We start from the raw sequence: 19534 nt of genomic DNA, 5'->3' as shown, positions 1-19534 counted from the left end.
AATTCGTCGAATAAGACAAGATAGTATGAGCATGAATTCAAAACAACAAATAATTGTAGCAGCAGGTATTATTTTTGAACGTTATGGGTTTAAAAAGACAACCATGGACGACATTGCCTATGCTGCCGGTAAAGGTAAAAGTTCGCTTTATTATTACTTCAAAAATAAAGAGGAGGTTTTTGAGGCAGTTGTTGCACATGAAGCAGAGCAGTTGGTAGCAGAGATAAACACTGCAATAAATGCTTCACATACTTCCGTTGATAAGCTCAGGAGCTATGTAAACGTGCGAATGAAACGATTTGTAGAAAGAGGGAACCTGGCAACTGCGTTAAACGACAATTTCCTGGCAACGTTTTCATTTATTGAAAAAATCCGGAATAATTACAGCGATTTTGAAATAGATATGATTGCCGGAATTATTAATGAAGGTATCGATAGAAAGGAATTCAAACCTGTTGACGCGAACTTTACGGGTGAAGCAATTCTTACCTGCATGATCGGGTTTGAGATTCCCTTATTAACCCAATCTAAAACCATTGAAGAATCGGTCAATAAGATCAATAACGTAATTGATATCTTCTTTTACGGAATATGTATGTAAAAAAATTTATCTCACATTTCGAACATTTTATAATATTGTTCTAATTATACAAAATAATATAAATTGAAAACAGAATTAAGATGAAACAGAAAATTAATTATTCAAGAAAAAAACTCTTTGCTCTATTCCTGGTTGGAGTATTAACAGTGGGTATATCATTTGTATCAAAAGCCCAAATGAGTTATGGCGTTAAATTTGGTACAGGTGTTGCCTGTCAGTCTGACTTACTGGAACTTGCCAATAATTGCGATGTACGTTTTAGCCCATCGATAGGTTTTATTGGAAAGTATCAAATTACCGAAGGTTTTGCTCTGAAAAGTGGATTGGAATATCAACAAAAAGGACGAAGTTTTACTGAAGAGAATATTGACGTATCCAATAAACTTCAATATTTAACACTGCCTGTAAAAGCTGAATTTTCGGCGGGAGAAAAAGCCGGGTTTAAAAAGGGACAACGATTGTACTTTGCTGTTGGTCCGTACCTGAGCTACATGCTTGATGCCAAAGGAAAGCTGGATGATATTGAATTCGATATGAACAACGACACCAAAGATTTTGATGCTGGTTTAGGGCTGGAGTTGGGAATGGAATTTCCGGTATTTAATCAGAAAGCACTACAAGTAGGTTTAAACTACAATATGGGTTTTGTTGAAGTGTATAAATCAGAACCTGATTTACACAATAAAATGGCCTCAATAAGCCTGGGATTACTGTTTTAACCGATAGAAAAGGAGAGCTATATATATCGAATTGACATAAAAAAAGCCGGCTAATAGATTTCTTAGCCGGCTTTTCTATATACCAATCGTTTGTTATCTTTTCTTTGGAGTTTGAACTCCGCGTTGTTTCGCCATATCTTCCAAACGCTTCTGGAAACTGGACTGCTTTTTAGCCGGTTTCTTTTTATTGGCTTGCAGTTGTGCCCTAATCTTATCATCGTCAACAAACGAGCGAATCAGGTAGGTCTGACCAATAGTAATAAGGTTAGCAAGGAAATAATAATAACTCAATCCTGCCGGGTAACTATTTAGCAGGAAAAAGAACATTACCGGCATCATATACATCATTGTTTTCATTCCAGGCATTCCCTGGCTTGTAGTAGCCGATTGGCTTAACTTCGTAGAAATGATGGTTGTAATTGTCATTAAAATCGTAAATAAACTAAGATGGTTGCCCATAAAGTTTCCAATCAGCGGAATGGTAAAATCCCAGCTAACAATAGAATCATAGGTCGATAAGTCATTTGCCCACAAAAAACTTTCACCCCTTAGCTCAATTGATGTAGGGAAAAAGAAGAACATGGCAAACAAAATTGGCATCTGTAATACCATTGGTAAACAACCTCCCATTGGGTTAACGCCGGCTTTTCGATAAAGTGCCATTGTTGCCTGTTGCTTTTCCATGGCTTTGTCCTTTCCCTCAAATTTGGCATTAATCTCATCCACTTCAGGTTTTAGAGCACGCATTTTTGCCTGCGACATGTATGATTTGTAGGTAAAGGGAAACAATGCTACTTTAATCATCAAAGTTAGAAGCAAGATGATAATACCAAAATTATCGATAAAACGGCGCAACCAGTTAAATATCGGAATAATAACGTATTTGTTAACCGGACGAACAATGGCATACCCCAAATCAATTTGGCGCTCCATATCAAGGTCATACTGCTTTAAGGTTTGATAGTGGTTAGGTCCAAAATAAAACTGCATGCCAATTTCTTCGTTCTGGGTTCCGTTAAAAGGAACAGCAATATCAGCCCTGAATCTTCCAAGAAAATTTTGATTGTTTTCGTAATCGTACTTTTCTTGCTGTACTTGAGCATTTGGAAATGCTTGGTCGCCAATTATGGTTGAATTAAAAAACAACTGCTTAAAACCGATCCATTTAACGCTTGTTGAAAGATCCTCTTCGTCCGATTTGTTTTTATTCAGGTTATCTACCTCGTCTTCAAAAAACTTATAAGTCATGTAAGTATAGCGGTCTTCACCAAATCGCGAATAGTGTTCCTGACGTGGCACATCAAAAGCCCAACTAAAGTTAAGGTACGACTGATTTCGAGAAATATAGCTGTCCATGCCCTTCATATTCACATCAAAATCAACCATAAACGAGTTGTAAGACAGGGTATAAACGTACTCTATGAAATCCCCCGGTGCTACTTCTAAACGAAAAGTTACCGATTCTTTTCCTCCCGGATTTTCGGCATTAAACTTTTGTTTTCCTTCATCACCCGTGGGTACTTTCGGCCCGTTAATGACAATATCTCTGGCTCCACCCACCTTTTCAAAGAACAAATTATCAGTGGTAATACTTCTGTTCTGTGCAAAGAAATTCAGACCAAACAGCGTTTCATCACCATCAAAAAGAATCAATGGCAACGAATCGAATTTTTGGTAATCCTTCAACTCAACCGAGTAAATCCGACCTCCTTTATTTGAAAAGGTAATTTTTACCTGGTTATTTTCCATGGTTGTAAACTCTTCAGTACCAACAGCGGCGGCACCAAAAACTCCAAGTTCCTCGGCTTTTTCCTGCATCATTTGGTTCTGAACGGCAGTATCGGCTTTAATGGCCGTGTTTTGCAATTCTTGCTGTTCCTGCATTTTCTGCAGTTCAAGTGCTTGTTTAGCTTCAACTTGTGCTATGGAATCGCGTCGTTGCTTTGCTGCTTCAACTTCTTCTTTCGATGGCTGGTTAACCAGTGAAAAAACAACCAGGATCACAAAGATCAAAACGATTCCAATAATCGACTTCTTATCCATTTTCTTCTATTCAGGTAATGAGTTCTTAATAAAATCAATAAACAGCGGATGGGATTTAATACTGTACTTCTGTATTCAGGATGAAATTGAACACCCACGAACCATTTGTGTTCAGGTATTTCAACGATTTCAACCAGGTCAGTATCCGGATTAATTCCGGTTGGTACCATTCCTGCATCAATATATTGTTGACGATACATTTCGTTAAATTCGTAACGATGACGGTGTCTTTCGTGAACGGTTAATTTGTTGTAAGCCTGACTTACCTTCGAATTCTCATCAATTATGCGACACTCGTAGGCTCCCAAACGCATTGTTCCACCGTAATTGGTAATCCCTTTTTGTTGTTCCATCAGGTCGATAACCGGATGTGGTGTTTTTGGGTTCATTTCCGACGAATCTGCATTTTCCAGGTTCATCACATTACGAGCATATTCAATTACTGCTACCTGCATTCCCAGGCAAATTCCAAGGAAGGTAATGTTATTTTCGCGGGCATATTTTGCAGCAAGAACTTTGCCTTTCATGCCACGATGACCGAATCCGGGAGCAACAATTATTCCGTTCAATCCTTTCAATTGCTCATGTATAGTATCATCTTTCAGCTCTTCTGAGTGGATCCAGTTTATTTTAACCTTACACCGGTTCTCAGCTCCTGCATGAACCAGCGATTCAGCAATTGATTTGTAAGCGTCGTGTAATTCGACATATTTTCCAACCAAACCAATTTCAACAGTCTGCGTTGGATTTTTATGGCGTGCAAGGAAATTATTCCAGGCCGAAAGATCAATTTCTTCATTAATGGTTAAATCAAGCTTTTTCAGCACCGTGATATCAAGCTTTTCTTCCAACATTTTTAACGGAACATCGTAAATTGTTGGCACATTAATCGACTGAATTACAGACTCTAACCCAACATTGCAGAACAGTGCCACCTTTTTGCGAACCGACAATTCAATATCGTGCTCAGTACGCAGCACCAAAATATCGGGTTGAACACCTGTTTCAAGTAACATTTTAACCGAGTGCTGTGTTGGTTTTGTTTTTAATTCGCCCGTTGCCGACAGGTAAGGAACAAGCGTTAAGTGAATAACCATCGCCCGGTTTCCCAATTCCCATTTTAACTGACGAACAGCTTCAATATAAGGTAACGATTCAATATCGCCTACTGTACCGCCAATCTCGGTGATAACAATATCGTATTTACCTTTTGAACCGAGAATTTTAATTCTTCGTTTAATTTCGTCGGTAATATGCGGAATAATTTGAACAGTTTTTCCAAGGTAATCCCCACGGCGTTCTTTATCAATAACCGACTGGTATATTCTTCCGGTTGTTACGTTGTTTGCCTGCGATGTTGCAGTATTCAGAAAACGCTCGTAATGTCCCAGATCGAGGTCGGTTTCGGCTCCGTCTTCGGTAACAAAGCACTCGCCGTGTTCATATGGGTTCAGCGTTCCGGGATCGACATTAATATACGGATCCAGTTTTTGAATGGTAACATTGTAACCACGAGATTGTAGCAGCTTGGCTAGCGACGAGGCTAAAATACCTTTTCCCAACGACGAAGTAACTCCACCGGTAACAAATATGTATCTAGTTTCAGGCACGGTAAATTTATTTTTAATTCGAAGCCACAAAATTAATTAATTAATACGAACCGGAAACTAATGAACCTGCAATTTAACCGATATAGTAAATAGTTAATAACATGCGCTTTTAAAAACGCATTTCTGCTTAACAATAATCAAATCGATTTCTGTAACTTATTTTAGTTCTACCTGGTTGATGTCTAAAAATATCAAAAAATATCCAACGGTACTAAAGCTAGTAATTTATTACAGATGTATTAACATTTGTAAACCTCATTTCATATACATATGTAACCAAGAGCACCCATTAATCTATTATTGCATTTTAATGGCCTGACAGCATTGATGTTACGCAGAATACATATATGTACCACATAAAAAAGGCTGCCGATTAATACCGACAGCCTTCATGCAAATAGAAAAACCTTATAGCAAGAGTTTTTCTCTAATCTTAACTATTAATCTTATTTATTTAAACTCTTTTTTGAGTTGTTCTACCCAGCTTTCAACACGTTTCTTAGTTTGGCGGGCCTGATTTTCCTGGTCAATTGCCAAACCAACAAAACTATCTCCTCGTTGTGCCCGCGACGATTCGTAGGTATAACCTTCTGTTGAAGTATGCCCTACTATTGTAGCTCCACACTCTTCAAGTATTTCGGCTAATAAGCCTATTGCATCGCAGAAATTCTCGGCGTATCCTTTTTGATCGCCTAATCCGAAAATGGCAAACTTCTTCTTTGAGAGGTCCATTTCTTCCAGATCAGGAACAAATTCATCCCAGTAATTCGGCAATTCTCCATCGAACCAGGTTGGTGCGCTGAGAATAAAATTGTTATACTTATCCAACACCTCTTTATTAAGCTCTTCAGCATTAACTGCCTCAATCTCTTTCTCTCCAAAAGCAGCAATAACTTTCTCTGCCACTTTTTTCGATTTCTGAGTATTGTAACTGTATATAATTGCGGTTTTACTCATTTTTTCGATTTTTTAGTATTCAATTAATTCTTTTGCGGCTGCATGAATACGCTCTGTATTTGGCAAAATCGCCTTTTCAAGAATACGATTGAACCCAACCGGCGTAAATGGCGAACCTATACGTTTAATAGGCGCATCAAGGTATTCAAATGCTTTTTCGTTGATGATCGCGCTTAACTCGCCACCAAAGCCACCAAATACTTTGTCTTCATGCACAACCAAAACTTTATTGGTTTTCTTTATTGAATTCAGAATGGTTTCTTCATCCAACGGAACCAGTGAACGCAGATCGATAACTTCAATATTTGCCACACCTTCTTCTGCCAGTTTATTGGCAGCATCAAGACTTAAATGCGTTGTGTTTCCATAGGTAATAATGGTAAGATCACTACCTTCTCTGCGAACTCGTGCTTTTCCAAACGGTACTTCAAAATCGTCAGGAACAGCAGTTGCTGCTTTTGGATCCTGGTAAAGTGTTTTAGGCTCCATAAACATGGTTAAACCTTCCGAACGTAAAGATGTACGCAACAATCCGGCAGCATCGTCAGCAAACGACGGATAAACAATACGCACTCCGGGAATGGCTGCCAACGAACCTTCAATGTTTTGCGAGTGATACATTCCACCACCAATGTAACCACCTGACGCCAGGCGAATAGTTATGTTTGGTGAAAATTTACCGTTCGATCGCCATAAATCATGACTGGTATCAACGTACTGTTCCATGGCCGGCCAGAAATAATCGGCAAACTCTGCTCCTTCAACTACTACGCGAATTCGCTCGTGGTAGCGCGACATTCCGTTTGCTGTTCCCAAAATAAAATCTTCGGCAATTGGGGCATTAAAAACCCGTTTGTCGCCAAACTCTGCCTGCATACCTTTCGATACATTAAAAATACCGCCCTTGTCTTTGTTGGCCATATCCTGCCCCAGATAAACGTATCCGGGTTATGACGAAATTCTGCTTTTAAAGTCTCATTAAGTGCTGTAATAAATTTTGTTTTCTTCCCTTCTTCTTTATGCAATCCTTCCGGGTATTTCTCTGAAACATACGGATCAGAAAATACATGATCAAAAATTGATTCCGGATCGGGATCGGGAGCAGCCATTGCTGCTTTGTGAGATGCCTTAATTTCAGCTTTTACTTCAGCATCAATAGTTTCCAATTCTTCTTCAGTGAAACGCTCGTAACGCACTAATAATCTTCTGAACTTTGCAAGCGGATCGTAATCAACTACATAATTCCGTTCTGAATCTGAACGATAAAGCAAATGATCATCAGAATTTGAATGCGATCCCATTCGCACACAATTGGCCTGCAACATTACGGGTTTGCTTTCTTCAATGGCATAGCGTTTGGCTTCTGCCATGGCGTTCATTGAATCGAAAACATCTTTACCATTACAGTGAATAATTCGCAGGTTTTTAAATCCGGTGAAGTTATTGGCTACTTTTCGCTGTGCCGTTTGGTCTTTTTTAGGTACCGAAATACCATATCCATTATCCTGAATAACAAAAATTACAGGTAATTCTTCTTTATCAGCTCCGGTAATAGCTTCGTAAACATAACCTTCACTTACCGACGATTCTCCCTGGCTGCTAATAGAAACCGCTTTTTCTTCGTAATATTTAATAGCGCGGCCCGTACCTACGGCATGTAGGGCATGGTTTCCTGTTGCCGACGAAACGCTGTGCATATTCCACTCGGGTTTTGCCAAGTGATTCGACATGTGACGACCACCACTTGATGGGTCGGTTGCCTTCGAAATACCGTTTAATATTATCTCTTCTGATGTCATTCCACCCGCAAGAGCAGTCAGCATATCGCGATAATACATATATAAATGGTCTTTCTTTTGCTCAAAATTCTGTCCGATAGCCAGTTGAATTCCATCATGACCGGCATAAGGGGCATGGTACGACCAGCCAATGGCCTGTTTCAGATAATTGGGTGCTTTTTCGTCGAGTGCACGGCCAATTTTCATTAACCGGTACCAATTCTCCAATGTCTCCTTCGGAGTTTTCTTAATTGTATATTGCTTCGGTACTTTTAAATCCTTCATAATAAATTATATTGCGCGGTTTATATCAAATTGTTCCAGATGATCAGCAATGCGACGCAGGAAAGCTCCTCCCAGTGCACCATCAACAATACGGTGATCGTATGATAACGACAGGTACATTTTGTGACGGATTGCAATTACATCGCCGCTTGGTGTCTCCAAAACAGCTGGTTTCTTCTCAATAATTCCGGTTGCCAGAATTGCAACTTGTGGTTGGTTGATAATTGGTGTTCCGATTATATTTCCAAACGATCCGAAATTGGTAATGGTAAATGTTCCCCCCTGAATGTCGGCCGGATCGAGTTTATTATTACGCGCTGCATCAGCCAATCGGTTCAGTTCTTTTGTTAAACCAACCAGGTTGCGCTGTTCAGCATTTCTAATAACGGGAACGATTAAGTTTCCATCGGGCTTGGCCACAGCAATTCCAACGTTTACATCTTTTTTCAGGATGATTTTATCGCCATCAACCGATGAATTAACCATTGGGAATTCGGCCAAAGCAGCAGCAACTGCCTCAGTAAATATTGGCATAAACGTAATTTTATCGCCATGTCTTTTCTGAAAAGCTTCTTTGTTTTTATTTCTCCATAAAACAAGCTCGGTAACATCGGCCTCTACAACTGAAGTTACGTGTGGTGAAACCTGTTTCGACATCACCATGTGGTCAGCAATCAGTTTTCTTATTCGATCCATTTCAACAACGGTATCGCCCGCTCCAACTGAGACCAGAGGTGCAGCTTTCTTCTCAACCGCCGGAGCTGCTGGCGAAGCTGGTTTACTCTCCTTTTTAGCACCAGAACTACCTCTGTTTTCCAGGTATGCCAGAATATCTTTCTTTTGAACACGGCCACCAACGCCCGATCCTTCAATGCTTTCCAACTCATCAAACGAAACATTCTCTTCCTTGGCAATGGTTTTTACCAACGGAGAATAGAAACGGTTTGAAAGCTTTCTGCTGTCATCAACCGAAGTATCGGCTGTTTCTGCTTTTGCAGGTGCTTCGTCGGCTTTGGCAGCTTCTTCTTTGCTTTCAGTCTCCTCTGCTTCGGGTTCATCAACCTCACCATCAAGACTTACAACTGCCAATACCTCGCCTACTGCAACCAGGCTATCTTCCTCATAATTAATTTTAGTGATTACGCCATCTACAGGCGACGGGATCTCTGAATCTACCTTGTCGGTAGCTACTTCGAAGAGCATATCGTCCTCTTCAATAGTATCTCCCTCTTTTACGAACCATTTAGTAATGGTGCCTTCCTGGATACTTTCGCCCAGTTTAGGCATTACGATATTAAAACTTGCCATAATAAATACTTTTAATCTATGTTTTGCTATTTGCACTTAGTACAACAGAACAAAAATTGAAATGTTCAGATTGCAATTTTAAATTTGTGCAAAAATAGAATTAAAAGTATTTTAACTAGAAAAATCAGGAAAAATCGTACTAAATAGTATTTATCTCAGATCGATTTTATCGAATGACAAAAGTTATGTACAGAAGTATATAGAAATAAATGTGTATTACACTTGTAAACTCCCAATTAATTCTTTGACAGACTGCATGTTATGGCGTTTCAGATAATCTTCGATACCTTCTACAATCTTCACGGGAATCATCGGATCTTTAAATATTGCTGTACCAACCTGGACAACTGAAGCTCCTGCCAGCATAAACTCAATGGCATCGGCAGCAGTCATTATGCCGCCAATTCCAACAACAGGAATTTTAACGGCGTTGGCAACCTGCCAAACCATGCGTAATGCAATCGGTTTTATTGCCGGTCCGGATAATCCGCCGGTTATAGTAGATAAAAGTGGTTCTCTTTTTTCGGCATCTATGGCCATTCCCAAAAAGGTATTTACCAACGACACAGCATCAGCCCCCTGTCCTTCTACAGCCCGGGCAATTTCTGTAATGTCGGTAACATTTGGCGACAACTTTACAATAAGCGTCTTGTCGTATACTTTTCGTACTTCGCGGGTAACCATTTCTGCTCCCGGACAACTAACGCCAAAAGCCATTCCGCCTTCCTTCACATTAGGGCACGATATATTCAGTTCGATGGCATTTACTTTATCCAGTTCGTTAACTTTCTCTGTTAAAGCAATATAATCTTCAACAGTCGAACCGTTTACATTTATAATCAATTGTGAATCGTAATCAACAATATCAGGATAAATGTTTTCAATAAAGTAATCAATGCCTTTATTTTGTAAACCAACAGCATTTAACATTCCTGATGGGGTTTCCGCCATTCGCGGGTAATTATTTCCATCGCGGTTTTTAAGCGTTGTTCCTTTCAGAAAATAGCCTCCAAGCAGCCCGGGTTCGAAAAACTCAGCTGTTTCGCGCGCGAAACCACAGGTGCCCGATGCCAGTGTTACCGGATTTTTAAATTCTATATCGTGTAATTTTACTTTTAAATCTACCATTTCAAATCATTAATGTTAAACACCGGCCCCTCAGTACACACACACAGGTTTCCTTTATTTGTAGGTTCTATACAACACAAACATACACCAAATCCACAGGCCATAAGGTTCTCGAGCGATACTTCGCAAGATACATTTGCAGCTTTTGCCTCTTTTGCAATGGCACGCATCATGCCATCCGGCCCACAGGCATATATTTTACTGTATGAATTTAAGTTATTGGTAAATACCGAATGCTGTGTTACAAATCCCTTTTCACCAAGCGAACCATCTTCGGATGCATAATGTAAACTGGCATATTTTTTATATACATCTACATTTATATGATCCTCTTTTGATCGCGCCCCCAACAAAATATCAACGTTCTCAACCGGTAATCCGGATTCTTTTGCTAAAAACAGCATTGGTGCAACACCGCTCCCTCCACCAATCAGTAGAATCTTATCGTCAGCAGCAGGATATGTAAAAGTTTTTCCCAAAGGATAAACCAAACTAAGCGTACTTCCCTCTTTAATCTCCGTTAATTTACGAGATCCTCTCCCCAATATTTTAACGATCATAGAGATTACATTCTGCTCAGAATCAACTTCAAATACTGAAAAAGGCCGGCGAAGAAAGATCTCTTCCGCGTCCCGTATTTCTACATTTACAAATTGACCCGGTTTTATCTCCGGCAGCTTGGTATCCGATTGAACTCTGATAAGAAAGTTTGTAGCATTTAACGCACTATTTTCAATTACCTTGAATTCTTTAACAAACTTTTTTGGCATGTATTCTGATTTTGCCACAAAAATAGAATAATTATTGTTTTTGAGTTTATTCTATGTGCCTAAAAGAAAAAGACCGTTGAATAACGGCCTTCTATGTAATATTTAAATTAGGTAAAAAATAAGGGTCTTTGTTTATATGTATACAAATGTACACGCTAATATTTACATTTCCAAAACTATTCTGTACTTTTTCATAATTACATGTTATGTGCAAACAATACTTCTATATACCAGAAATGGCCACTATTTCTAGTGGCCAAGCGACTTCTGGATTTATCAACTTAAATTGGGTTTGTAAATTGAATCTATATTGTTTTAATCATCCTGTCTTATTGTTGTATTGTTGTTACAAATATGAAACTATTAATTTACATATGCAAACTTTTGTGATATATTTTGTAAATATTTTATTATTTATTTTGTAAACACTTTAACCATTGGTGTTTACATATGTTTTATTATCTGATTATTTTCTACAGTTAGTTCTGTAATCCTATATATACAAAAGAGGGCCGTATAAATACAGCCCTCTTTGTTACTCTGGTTTAACCACCATTTGGAGGTCAAATACCTTGTGTAAAACGATTACAATTCTCTACAACATGTATTATACAAATGTTTTTATTCTGTTTATTGTTAAATTTCTACTATTTAGTTCTTTAAAATACCCCCAGTTCTTCATTAAATATCTTTGTCAAACAAGTGATTGAACATCATCATACTTTTTACCTGGCTTTTTATACATTCTAAATGTTTTTTGTTAACGTTGTTTGTATATATTAAATGTACCATCGCGATACATAATTACCATTTTATCTATTTCGCTATTTGATGCCATTGCAGGCTTTTCAATACTCTTTTCCTGAACAAGGTTTTTCTCTATTGATTTTTTTTCCATAGGCTGCTCTTTTATCGGTTCTTCAGTTATAGGCAGTCGTTGCTGCGGATTATTGTTTACTGAAGCTTGTCCTCCAAACATATCTCCCTCACCGGTAAGTAGCCAGCGAGCGTTTAAATCAGGGAACTCAAGTAACAATTTCTCGATGAACGAAGCTCCGGGTTTGTTCCTCCCATTCAGAATATGTGAAATATTAGATCGTTGCACATCAACAACAGCGGCAAGTTCACCTGCTGAGATTCCTTTTGCTTCGATAAAATTCTTAATTCGATCTTTCATTTTTCAAGGTGTGTTTTAAAGATACATTTGTCATGCGTCCAACAGACTTCGTGTATGCTTCAAAAACAAATGTAAATATTATTTTTGGATATAGCAACAAACTTTATACTATTTGCATATTTTAAGTTGTCGGTAAACTCTAACATTTACATCGTTATATCACTTTATATAATTTCATTAATAAGCTGACAAACAACACTATTTCAGATTTAATACTTGTAATATCTGGAAAAGTACCTTATATTTTAAAAATATATGGTAATGCACTTAATATAGATTATATAAAAAACAGATATACAGACATATAAGTTGTAATTCATGCGGCGCATATTTATACATAGACAAGAGATGCAATACCATCCCATTTTATGTAATTATATTTTATAAATCTAAACAAGTATTATTTTATAAAATTACATATTTACAAATAGTCTTTATTTGAGATACTATTTATTCTGATTTAGATATTCGTAGTTTATATTTGTGAAGTATTGACTGACTAAGGAGATTACACATGTATACTTTGTTAATGACAAGATGCTACAGTAATGGTTACATTAATATCAAACGCCACTCTTGAATTGTAAAATTCAGGAGTGGCTACACTAATATTGTAACATCATCATCTGGCTCTGTTAAACAATTTTCAACTTATTGTTATAAATATTTTACAGGAAGAATACTTGAAGCAAAGTTGAAACTCTTTTATATTTTATAGCTTAATATTTAAAAGCTGTCCCTTTCCTTTCGTTTTTGATGTTTTTGCTAAAAATGCTGTAAATATTTGTGCATAATTCCTCGCAACTATTTATCTGGCCCATTCTCAAAAGCTTAAAAACGGAAGTTTAGCAACATAGAGTCCACATATACAATATTTTAGCATAAAATCAGATGATACAACAAATGGTAACAAATAAAATAAGTGGACGTAAATTCTGTTTTTTTAAGGTTCTTTAAAATGAAAGACTAAAATTTCACCTTGAATATTTTTAAATTTGGCTACAAAGAATTAAAGTCAACAGACAGTAAAAGGTCGAAGCCAACATCTTCAATCTCCCTTAAGTACGAAGCTCTTACTCCTATTTTTACCGGAGCATAGAACCGGAAGAAATTAACATCGCCCAACACCTCGATACCATACGAAGATATATCTGCATTAAATTTTGCATGCATTTCTCCACCATGGTAACTTCCTTTCAGATTTGCGTAATCGGCAAAAAGCGTTGCACTTATCCTGCGGATGTAGGTAAGTCCTGCAATGCTTAAATCAGGATTTACAAGAGGTAAGGCATAATTCATCGACAAAGTATGCATTTGCTCCGTTTCTATTTTAGTCCATCCACGAGGAAAGCGAACTGCATCAGAAAATCCAAGGAAATTTCCGGAGCTTTTATCTTGTATGCCTCCATACAACCGTATGCCGTGATTTTTCAAAAAACCCGGTAGGTAAACATTTGCAGCTGCAGCGTGTAAACTTCCCATTTCATCTGCCTGCCATGGCGAGTGGCGCAAATTCCCTTCTACCGAAAATCCAAAATTGGGATAGATATCCTGATGGCTTCTGCGCAGCAATTGGTAGTAGTAAAGCCGGTACGATAGCGAATGAAAACTTCCGGTATTAAATTCATCGGGAGTTGATTTTTCTTTACCGTAATGTGCCAACTGATAACCAACTTCAGGTTGTAACAATCGGGAATATGCTCCCCGCGATAAATTTAAAGGAATACGCATATTGGCGTTTAAAGAGGTTGCATTCCATTTGTAGTTTTCGAGTGTAGTGTCTCTGCTAACAACCTGGTCGTTCTGATCGAGGTATTCTGTAATCAACAAATCTTGCCTAGCGCGCTTACCGCCGGTCACTTCCAAATCGAAAACCGGAAACCATCCTTTATAAGTATACCTACCATAAAAATGCCCTGTTTCTTCACTGGTGTCCCATTTATAGCCCAAAGTGGTAAATGCGGTTCCTAATTTATTTTGCGACATTAAACTAACACCGGGCAAAAACTCATAATTGTCGGGATCGACAAAAACAGGTGCCCAACTATGAAAATTAAACAGATGTTTCGGTTTGTTATAATCCTGTGATGTAAACAGTTTAGTAGTATCAACACGCGAAAAGTCAACAATACCGGGCTCTTGCTGTTGCATAGAATTTGCAAGTGGCCAGTTGCCTTGTGAGACTTCGTCTATCGGCACTGTATTTTCCGGCTGAAATTCGATAATACGAAAACCATTTCCTGTGTAATCGCTAAGTGCAATTGTTCCGTTTTTCAGAATAGCCGGATAAGCAACATCAAAACGAGGTTCGTATACTTGTTTAATTTCAGAACTGGTTAAGTTGTATACAAAAAGCGCATTTTTTCCGGAATAGCTGCTAATAAAATACAGGTTGTTTCCAGAAATTTGCAGCTGTTTAATCTCTCCAAGTTCTGTTCCCGGAAGAAAGGTTTGCTCATTATTTTGCAGATTGACTTTTGCAATTTGTTTTCCATTATCATTCAGCAGCACATAAATCAATTCGTACTGGTTAAGCCAAACCGGCGAGAAGAAAAAATTGTTATTCCCGGTTTGATAGCGGTATTTCATTTTCCCGCTGGAGATATCGTAAACCGTTAAATAATTTTCGCTGGAAAAATTGGTTTCCACAACGGCAACCTCTTTTAAATCAGGCGAAAGTGCCGGAGCAAATGCTTTAAATTCAGGAGATACAGAATACATTTTTTTCGTAGCCGCGTTGAATATTCTTATTTGCGAAAGCCCACTATGCGACCAGCGAACATCGGGTACTTTTTCTGCCCAAACAATCCATTCTCCTTTGAAATTTACCGATTCTTCAAAAATAGATCCCGGAGTGATTAATCGCTTTTCGTCACCTGTTTTTGTGTTGATCTTAACAAAAGAAGAAACCACATCTAATCCTGTTTTGTAGGCAACCAGCTCATTACCGTTGAGCCAGTGTTTGTACAAGTAATTGGTATAGGTTTTATATTTTTTTGAGAGTTGAGTTGATGGAGCACCTTCAAATTGTGCATTGGTATTTGTCCACTCGGTTGCCAGGCTGTCGAATATCGATTCGTAAAGCTGCACTTTTCCCAAACCGGTTTCCAATTTTAGTGCTTTATTAAAAGGAGTTAACGAAAATGGTTTGGTCCCTACTCTTTTCAAGGCCTTTTCCCAGATATCACTTCCGTATCGTTCTCTTGAACTGGCCACCAAATAATAGCCCAATTGATAGTGGTTCGGCACATAATCTTTAAATGAACCAAGGTATGCTTTGTCGTACGAAAATGTTTTGTTGTCAACCACCTGTGCCTGATGTTCCATCAAAAACGAAGGAAAACGTCCGCGCCCAAAATTGCCCAAAGCAGTTTCGCTTACAACTGCATCGCCTTCAATAAACCACCAGGGCAAATATGCTCCGAATAGCAAAGCCGTACCCTGTTCGCCCAGTATAATTTTAATGATTTTGGGTAAATCTGAATTTAACTTATCGATCTGCACAACATGACGAAATTCGTGCAAAGCCAGCTGTTCCAGCCAGTCTTGCGGATAAATTGACTGACGAGGTGTAGTATAAAATTCCGATCTTTTGGGCGCATAAGCAACCAAGCCGTTCGACTGTACTGTTTGCGTGTGAAGGATTACCGAAATTTTTCCCGGTTTATGTTTTAAAGAATAGCTTCCAAAATCGTAAACCATCTCCAGTTTTTGGGCTAAAACCTGTGCCTGCTCTTCATAATAATCCGGATATATCAACTGAAAATTGGTAGTATTAATTTGCCGCCATTTTAACGACGCCGGATCCTGTCCGGTATTGAAATACTGAGCCTGAGCAAAAAAGGTTGCTAACACAAGAACCAATAGAAATAGTTTCTTCATTTTATAAATGGAAATGAAATACCAAAATACACAAAGGATAGCATATAAAAACAAAAAGCCCGGAAAAATCCGGGCCTCTTTTACTTGAACTTGTTTTTTGTTTTTTATTCTTCTACTTCGTTAACTCCTAAAATCGGGATTGGATTTTCATCCTCTTTCTCACCGGCCACCGAAGCATAAAGTGTTGCAAATGCTGCATGAATCCACATTACTGAAAATATGGCTCCCACAAAGAATACGATTAATCCGGCAATAAAAACAAAGATTGATAGAATTGCCATTCCAAAAATGGTCCAACCATAACCGCGTGTCATTTGCCAGCTTTTTTCAACAGCTTTCATAGCATCCAGTTCTTTATCCATTACCAGGTAAGGCACAAATGCCAATCGGCACGCAACAATAATACCCGGTACTATTAGCATAAAAAAGCCAACAATCACCAGAGCGACAACAATTAAGTTGGCCAATACGATATTTAAATATTGAGTTTTGAAGCCTTCAAACATCACTTTTAGGTCGGCCTCTTCATCTCTCATGGCATTTAAGAACAGCTTTTTTTCGCCATACTTAATAATAGGTATAAATAGTACACCATACGCGAGTGCAAATAATGCAAGAGGTACTAGTAATAATCCGATGCCATTAAAATCCCCTCCATGCCACTCTCCTTTAAATCCATATCCGGGACCATTTAAAAGTCCTACAATTATTACGGCTACAAGAAGTGGCAGGAATGATTTTTCAAACATCTTTCTCCAACCGTAACTAAAACTTCCACCTGCCGATGGTCTTAATTCAAAATACTTTAAACTTTCCATTGTTTTTGTTTTTAATGTTTTTTGTTTTCTGAGTGGCACCTCCCGGCACCTGAACATTGTTTTTTGTAATTGTTATTCAAATCTAGGCTATATCTCAAAAAAATCCTTCCTACTAAAGTTGGATTTAGTAAATTCACTACTTTCGTAGTTAGCGCTGCACGGGCAAAGTGCGTAAAATTGTAGTACACTACTTAAGTAGTTTTTATGTTGATTAAAATTATAGCATACATTATTACATTTATTATTTCAGCCGGAATTTCGGCCATGGGAATAATGCTTGCCTATCAGCTCTACCAGCAAAATAGAAAGCCGGTATTTACCACGTTGCTGTATCAGCAAATATTTCTGTTCTCATTCCTTTTTTATGGAGTTTGGGGGAATATTAGCCTACGTTTAGTAATTGCAGATCTAAATATCAGCGATGCAATAAGTGCTAAGTTATCGGTATTTATCCCAATAATTGGAATTCCGTTTATGGTTGTAAGTTGGTTTATGCTTTTGAAGTTTGCCAATAATATTAATGGTCGTCGATTGACAAAATCATTTATTTTTAGCTTCTTTCCTACTTTTGTAGTGTTGGCTTTTGCCCTCTTTTTTCTCATTCAGAAAGGCCATGTTGTTGTACCACAAAATGCCGACCTTTTTGTTGTACGGATTTTAGTACTACTAAACCTGGTCGTTTATTTGTTTTTTCTGCTCCCCTTTTTCAGAAAAACAAAGGATGTGGGTTTGCTAAAAGAAACTGGGATGAATAAGAAACAAGTACTCATTATTTTTGCCGGTACCGTACTTTATTCCGGTGTAATGTTCTTCTTCAATCAGTTCGGATATATTTCAACCTGCATTGCATTAATTATACTGTTTGCCTGCAACCTACTTCTTCCGGCAATTATTCGCCTTAAAAATCAAACAATCAGCGAAAATGAAAACATGGATTTTCAATCGTTTTGTACGTTTTATGAAATATCGAAACGCGAAGCAGAGATCATTCTGGAAATTTGTAGTGGAAAATCAAATAAAGCAATTGCCGACGAATTGTTTATAACCATACAGACAGTAAAGGATCATAATCATCGTATTTTCACTAAAACCGGGGTGAAAAGCAGGGTTCAACTAGCCAATCTGGTTCGCGAAAAAACCGGTGAAAATTAATCGTAGGATCACGATTTATTCATCAAAAAACAAATCTTCTTTTAATCGGTCAATTCGCTCAAGCGCATAAATTGCATTTTTTGCTCCGGCACCCGATTCTGTCAAATAAATGCGATAATAGTTCATTGCCAGCGTTTTATTCGAGTTGTATTCTTCGTAAGTAGTAGCAATTTCAAACAGCACTTCGGTTTTTCCCGGATTCAGTTCATAAGCTTTTTTTAGCGCTTCTATCGATTCTTTAAACTTTCGTTGCTGCCCATACATTTGCCCCAGGTGATGATACATTTCCGACACATAATCAGGTACCGTTGCTTCAATTGCAAAAGTCATCAGCTCAATAGCATCCTCGTAATTTTTGAGTTTTCGATTACACAAACTTTGGTAGTACATCACCAGCGGATCGTTTGGATTCATCCGTTTTAAATCGCCAAATATGTCGAGTGCTTTTTCTTCCTGCTCGGCAAAGTAAGTGCTAATACCGTAATTCATCAATATTTCAAAAGCCGGTTGTTTTTCCTGCTCCAGGTACTTTTCAAACTGCAACATTGCCGGGCCATAACGTTTTGTTTTATAAAAAAACATCGCCCTTTCAAGCAGCAACTCTTTATCAGCCGGAAAGTGTACCAAACCAGAATCGATGGTAGCCATTATTGCGTTGGCCTCCTTTTTCCAGTTATAACAATGTATCAGATTTATGTAAGTTCCATGATCGCGGGGATTCGCCTCAAGCACTTTTTCATAAAGGTCGCGCGCCTTTTCGCGCTGAAATACGCGGAATGAACAATAAGCTAACTGTTTGTTCCAGTACACATTAGTCGAGTCTTTTTCATAAATTTCGGAAAAAACATTATAAGCCGTTTTATACTCTTCAAGGTTGATATGTACACGCCCTAGCTTTCCGGCAAGTACTAGATTATTGGGCTCAACCTGCAAGGCTTTTTCATAAAAGGCAATCGCATCCTGGTTGTTACCCAAAATGGAAAAACATTCGGCTGTTTCTTCCAGCATAGCCATGTTATCGGTATCGTATTGAAGTCCTGTAAGAAAAACCTCCAAGGCCTGTTGGTAGTTCTGTAAGTTTTTATAAACCACCCCCTTTTTATAGAACAATTGAGAAGATGGATTTGCAGCCAGCTCTTTGTCTATCTCCAGCAGTGCTTTATCGTAGTTTTTTTCAATTAATAGTATATCTATTTTGCGCTGTGCAAACGACGTAGTTGCAGTACAGAGCATTATAAGGAATATCGTGTAAAGTTTAAAACGCATGTTCTGTTTTATTTATTAAAAAGTGGGTTGTCATTTAAAG

At 38.1% G+C, this 19534-nt stretch carries 15 protein-coding genes and 1 pseudogene; 3 read left to right on the top strand and 13 right to left on the bottom strand.

The features are described 5' to 3' along the window. Positions 1 to 31: 31 nt before the first annotated feature. Both G0Q07_RS11075 and G0Q07_RS11070 read left to right on the top strand, forming a co-directional pair. On the top strand, positions 32 to 601 hold the full coding sequence (locus tag G0Q07_RS11075) for a TetR/AcrR family transcriptional regulator (protein ID WP_246222885.1): 570 nt from the start codon (positions 32 to 34) through the stop codon (positions 599 to 601). Positions 602 to 681: 80 nt separating this feature from the next. Continuing rightward, the gene (locus G0Q07_RS11070; protein ID WP_163346149.1) at positions 682 to 1320 is read left to right on the top strand and encodes a porin family protein; all 639 of its coding nucleotides are present in this window, start codon (positions 682 to 684) and stop codon (positions 1318 to 1320) included. A 93-nt stretch (positions 1321 to 1413) separates the two neighbouring features. Here the strand turns inward: G0Q07_RS11070 and yidC are convergent, their stop codons facing one another. The 12 genes and pseudogenes from yidC to G0Q07_RS11020 all read right to left on the bottom strand — a co-directional run bounded on the left by yidC (position 1414) and on the right by G0Q07_RS11020 (position 17076). Further along, a complete protein-coding gene (gene yidC, locus G0Q07_RS11065) occupies positions 1414 to 3363 on the bottom strand; it encodes a membrane protein insertase YidC (protein ID WP_163346148.1) in 1950 nt (649 codons plus the stop codon). After that, the gene (locus G0Q07_RS11060) at positions 3330 to 4973 is read right to left on the bottom strand and encodes a CTP synthase (protein ID WP_163346147.1); all 1644 of its coding nucleotides are present in this window, start codon (positions 4971 to 4973) and stop codon (positions 3330 to 3332) included. Before G0Q07_RS11060 ends, yidC begins: the two co-directional genes overlap by 34 nt. 450 nt (positions 4974 to 5423) lie before the next feature. Further along, positions 5424 to 5930, bottom strand: a complete 507-nt coding sequence (locus G0Q07_RS11055; protein ID WP_163346146.1) for a flavodoxin — start codon at positions 5928 to 5930, stop codon at positions 5424 to 5426. Between the two features lie 12 nt (positions 5931 to 5942). Further along, positions 5943 to 6419: an alpha-ketoacid dehydrogenase subunit beta gene (locus G0Q07_RS20785; RefSeq protein ID WP_246223040.1), complete on the bottom strand. Its 477-nt coding sequence runs from the start codon at positions 6417 to 6419 to the stop codon at positions 5943 to 5945. 36 nt (positions 6420 to 6455) lie between these two features. After that, a pseudogene (locus G0Q07_RS20780) lies at positions 6456 to 6809 on the bottom strand (2-oxoisovalerate dehydrogenase); the annotation flags it as partial. Then, positions 6698 to 7915 carry a thiamine pyrophosphate-dependent dehydrogenase E1 component subunit alpha gene (locus G0Q07_RS20775; protein WP_246223039.1) on the bottom strand — a complete coding sequence of 406 codons (1218 nt, stop codon included), beginning with the start codon at positions 7913 to 7915 and terminating at the stop codon, positions 6698 to 6700. The gene G0Q07_RS20775 and the pseudogene G0Q07_RS20780, both read right to left, overlap by 112 nt. Positions 7916 to 7999: 84 nt before the next feature. Further along, entirely contained in the window at positions 8000 to 9301 is a 1302-nt protein-coding gene (locus G0Q07_RS11045; protein WP_163346145.1) for a dihydrolipoamide acetyltransferase family protein, read from the bottom strand. Between the two features lie 216 nt (positions 9302 to 9517). Continuing rightward, complete coding sequence (locus G0Q07_RS11040; protein ID WP_163346144.1) at positions 9518 to 10429, bottom strand: dihydroorotate dehydrogenase; 912 nt, start codon at positions 10427 to 10429, stop codon at positions 9518 to 9520. After that, positions 10423 to 11199 (bottom strand): dihydroorotate dehydrogenase electron transfer subunit, encoded by a 777-nt coding sequence (locus G0Q07_RS11035; RefSeq protein WP_163346143.1) that lies wholly within the window; start codon positions 11197 to 11199, stop codon positions 10423 to 10425. The genes G0Q07_RS11040 and G0Q07_RS11035 overlap by 7 nt, the downstream gene beginning before the upstream one ends. A gap of 760 nt (positions 11200 to 11959) precedes the next feature. After that, positions 11960 to 12376: a helix-turn-helix domain-containing protein gene (locus tag G0Q07_RS11030; protein ID WP_163346142.1), complete on the bottom strand. Its 417-nt coding sequence runs from the start codon at positions 12374 to 12376 to the stop codon at positions 11960 to 11962. A gap of 999 nt (positions 12377 to 13375) precedes the next feature. Then, positions 13376 to 16258, bottom strand: coding sequence for a TolB family protein (locus G0Q07_RS11025; protein WP_163346141.1), 2883 nt, complete (start codon positions 16256 to 16258; stop codon positions 13376 to 13378). Between the two features lie 104 nt (positions 16259 to 16362). Further along, the gene (locus tag G0Q07_RS11020) at positions 16363 to 17076 is read right to left on the bottom strand and encodes a hypothetical protein (RefSeq protein WP_163346140.1); all 714 of its coding nucleotides are present in this window, start codon (positions 17074 to 17076) and stop codon (positions 16363 to 16365) included. 204 nt (positions 17077 to 17280) lie between these two features. On the opposite strand from G0Q07_RS11020, the gene G0Q07_RS21210 reads away from it, so the two are divergent. Further along, on the top strand, positions 17281 to 18228 hold the full coding sequence (locus G0Q07_RS21210) for a response regulator transcription factor (protein ID WP_317165129.1): 948 nt from the start codon (positions 17281 to 17283) through the stop codon (positions 18226 to 18228). A 15-nt stretch (positions 18229 to 18243) separates the two neighbouring features. Here the strand turns inward: G0Q07_RS21210 and G0Q07_RS11010 are convergent, their stop codons facing one another. Further along, positions 18244 to 19494 carry a tetratricopeptide repeat protein gene (locus tag G0Q07_RS11010; RefSeq protein ID WP_163346139.1) on the bottom strand — a complete coding sequence of 417 codons (1251 nt, stop codon included), beginning with the start codon at positions 19492 to 19494 and terminating at the stop codon, positions 18244 to 18246. Positions 19495 to 19534: the final 40 nt, after the last annotated feature.

The sequence above is a fragment of the Draconibacterium halophilum genome (assembly GCF_010448835.1).
In the GTDB taxonomy this organism is placed as follows: domain Bacteria; phylum Bacteroidota; class Bacteroidia; order Bacteroidales; family Prolixibacteraceae; genus Draconibacterium; species Draconibacterium halophilum.
The sequence above is the reverse complement of the archived record's forward strand: the minus strand, read 5'-3'. Positions and strand labels throughout refer to the sequence as shown.

Bases quoted from the DNA above. Each gene is read 5' to 3' on its own strand.
- G0Q07_RS11055 (WP_163346146.1), bottom strand. From the start codon at position 5,930: ATGAGTAAAACCGCAATTATATACAGTTACAATACTCAGAAATCGAAA.
- G0Q07_RS20775 (WP_246223039.1), bottom strand. From the start codon at position 7,915: ATGAAAATTGGCCGTGCACTCGACGAAAAAGCACCCAATTATCTGAAA.
- G0Q07_RS11070 (WP_163346149.1), top strand. From the start codon at position 682: ATGAAACAGAAAATTAATTATTCAAGAAAAAAACTCTTTGCTCTATTC.
- G0Q07_RS11010 (WP_163346139.1), bottom strand. From the start codon at position 19,494: ATGCGTTTTAAACTTTACACGATATTCCTTATAATGCTCTGTACTGCA.
- G0Q07_RS11040 (WP_163346144.1), bottom strand. From the start codon at position 10,429: ATGGTAGATTTAAAAGTAAAATTACACGATATAGAATTTAAAAATCCG.
- G0Q07_RS11025 (WP_163346141.1), bottom strand. From the start codon at position 16,258: ATGAAGAAACTATTTCTATTGGTTCTTGTGTTAGCAACCTTTTTTGCT.
- G0Q07_RS11045 (WP_163346145.1), bottom strand. From the start codon at position 9,301: ATGGCAAGTTTTAATATCGTAATGCCTAAACTGGGCGAAAGTATCCAG.
- G0Q07_RS21210 (WP_317165129.1), top strand. From the start codon at position 17,281: ATGTTGATTAAAATTATAGCATACATTATTACATTTATTATTTCAGCC.
- yidC (WP_163346148.1), bottom strand. From the start codon at position 3,363: ATGGATAAGAAGTCGATTATTGGAATCGTTTTGATCTTTGTGATCCTG.
- G0Q07_RS11075 (WP_246222885.1), top strand. From the start codon at position 32: ATGAATTCAAAACAACAAATAATTGTAGCAGCAGGTATTATTTTTGAA.
- G0Q07_RS11030 (WP_163346142.1), bottom strand. From the start codon at position 12,376: ATGAAAGATCGAATTAAGAATTTTATCGAAGCAAAAGGAATCTCAGCA.
- G0Q07_RS11035 (WP_163346143.1), bottom strand. From the start codon at position 11,199: ATGCCAAAAAAGTTTGTTAAAGAATTCAAGGTAATTGAAAATAGTGCG.
- G0Q07_RS11020 (WP_163346140.1), bottom strand. From the start codon at position 17,076: ATGGAAAGTTTAAAGTATTTTGAATTAAGACCATCGGCAGGTGGAAGT.
- G0Q07_RS20785 (WP_246223040.1), bottom strand. From the start codon at position 6,419: ATGGAGCCTAAAACACTTTACCAGGATCCAAAAGCAGCAACTGCTGTT.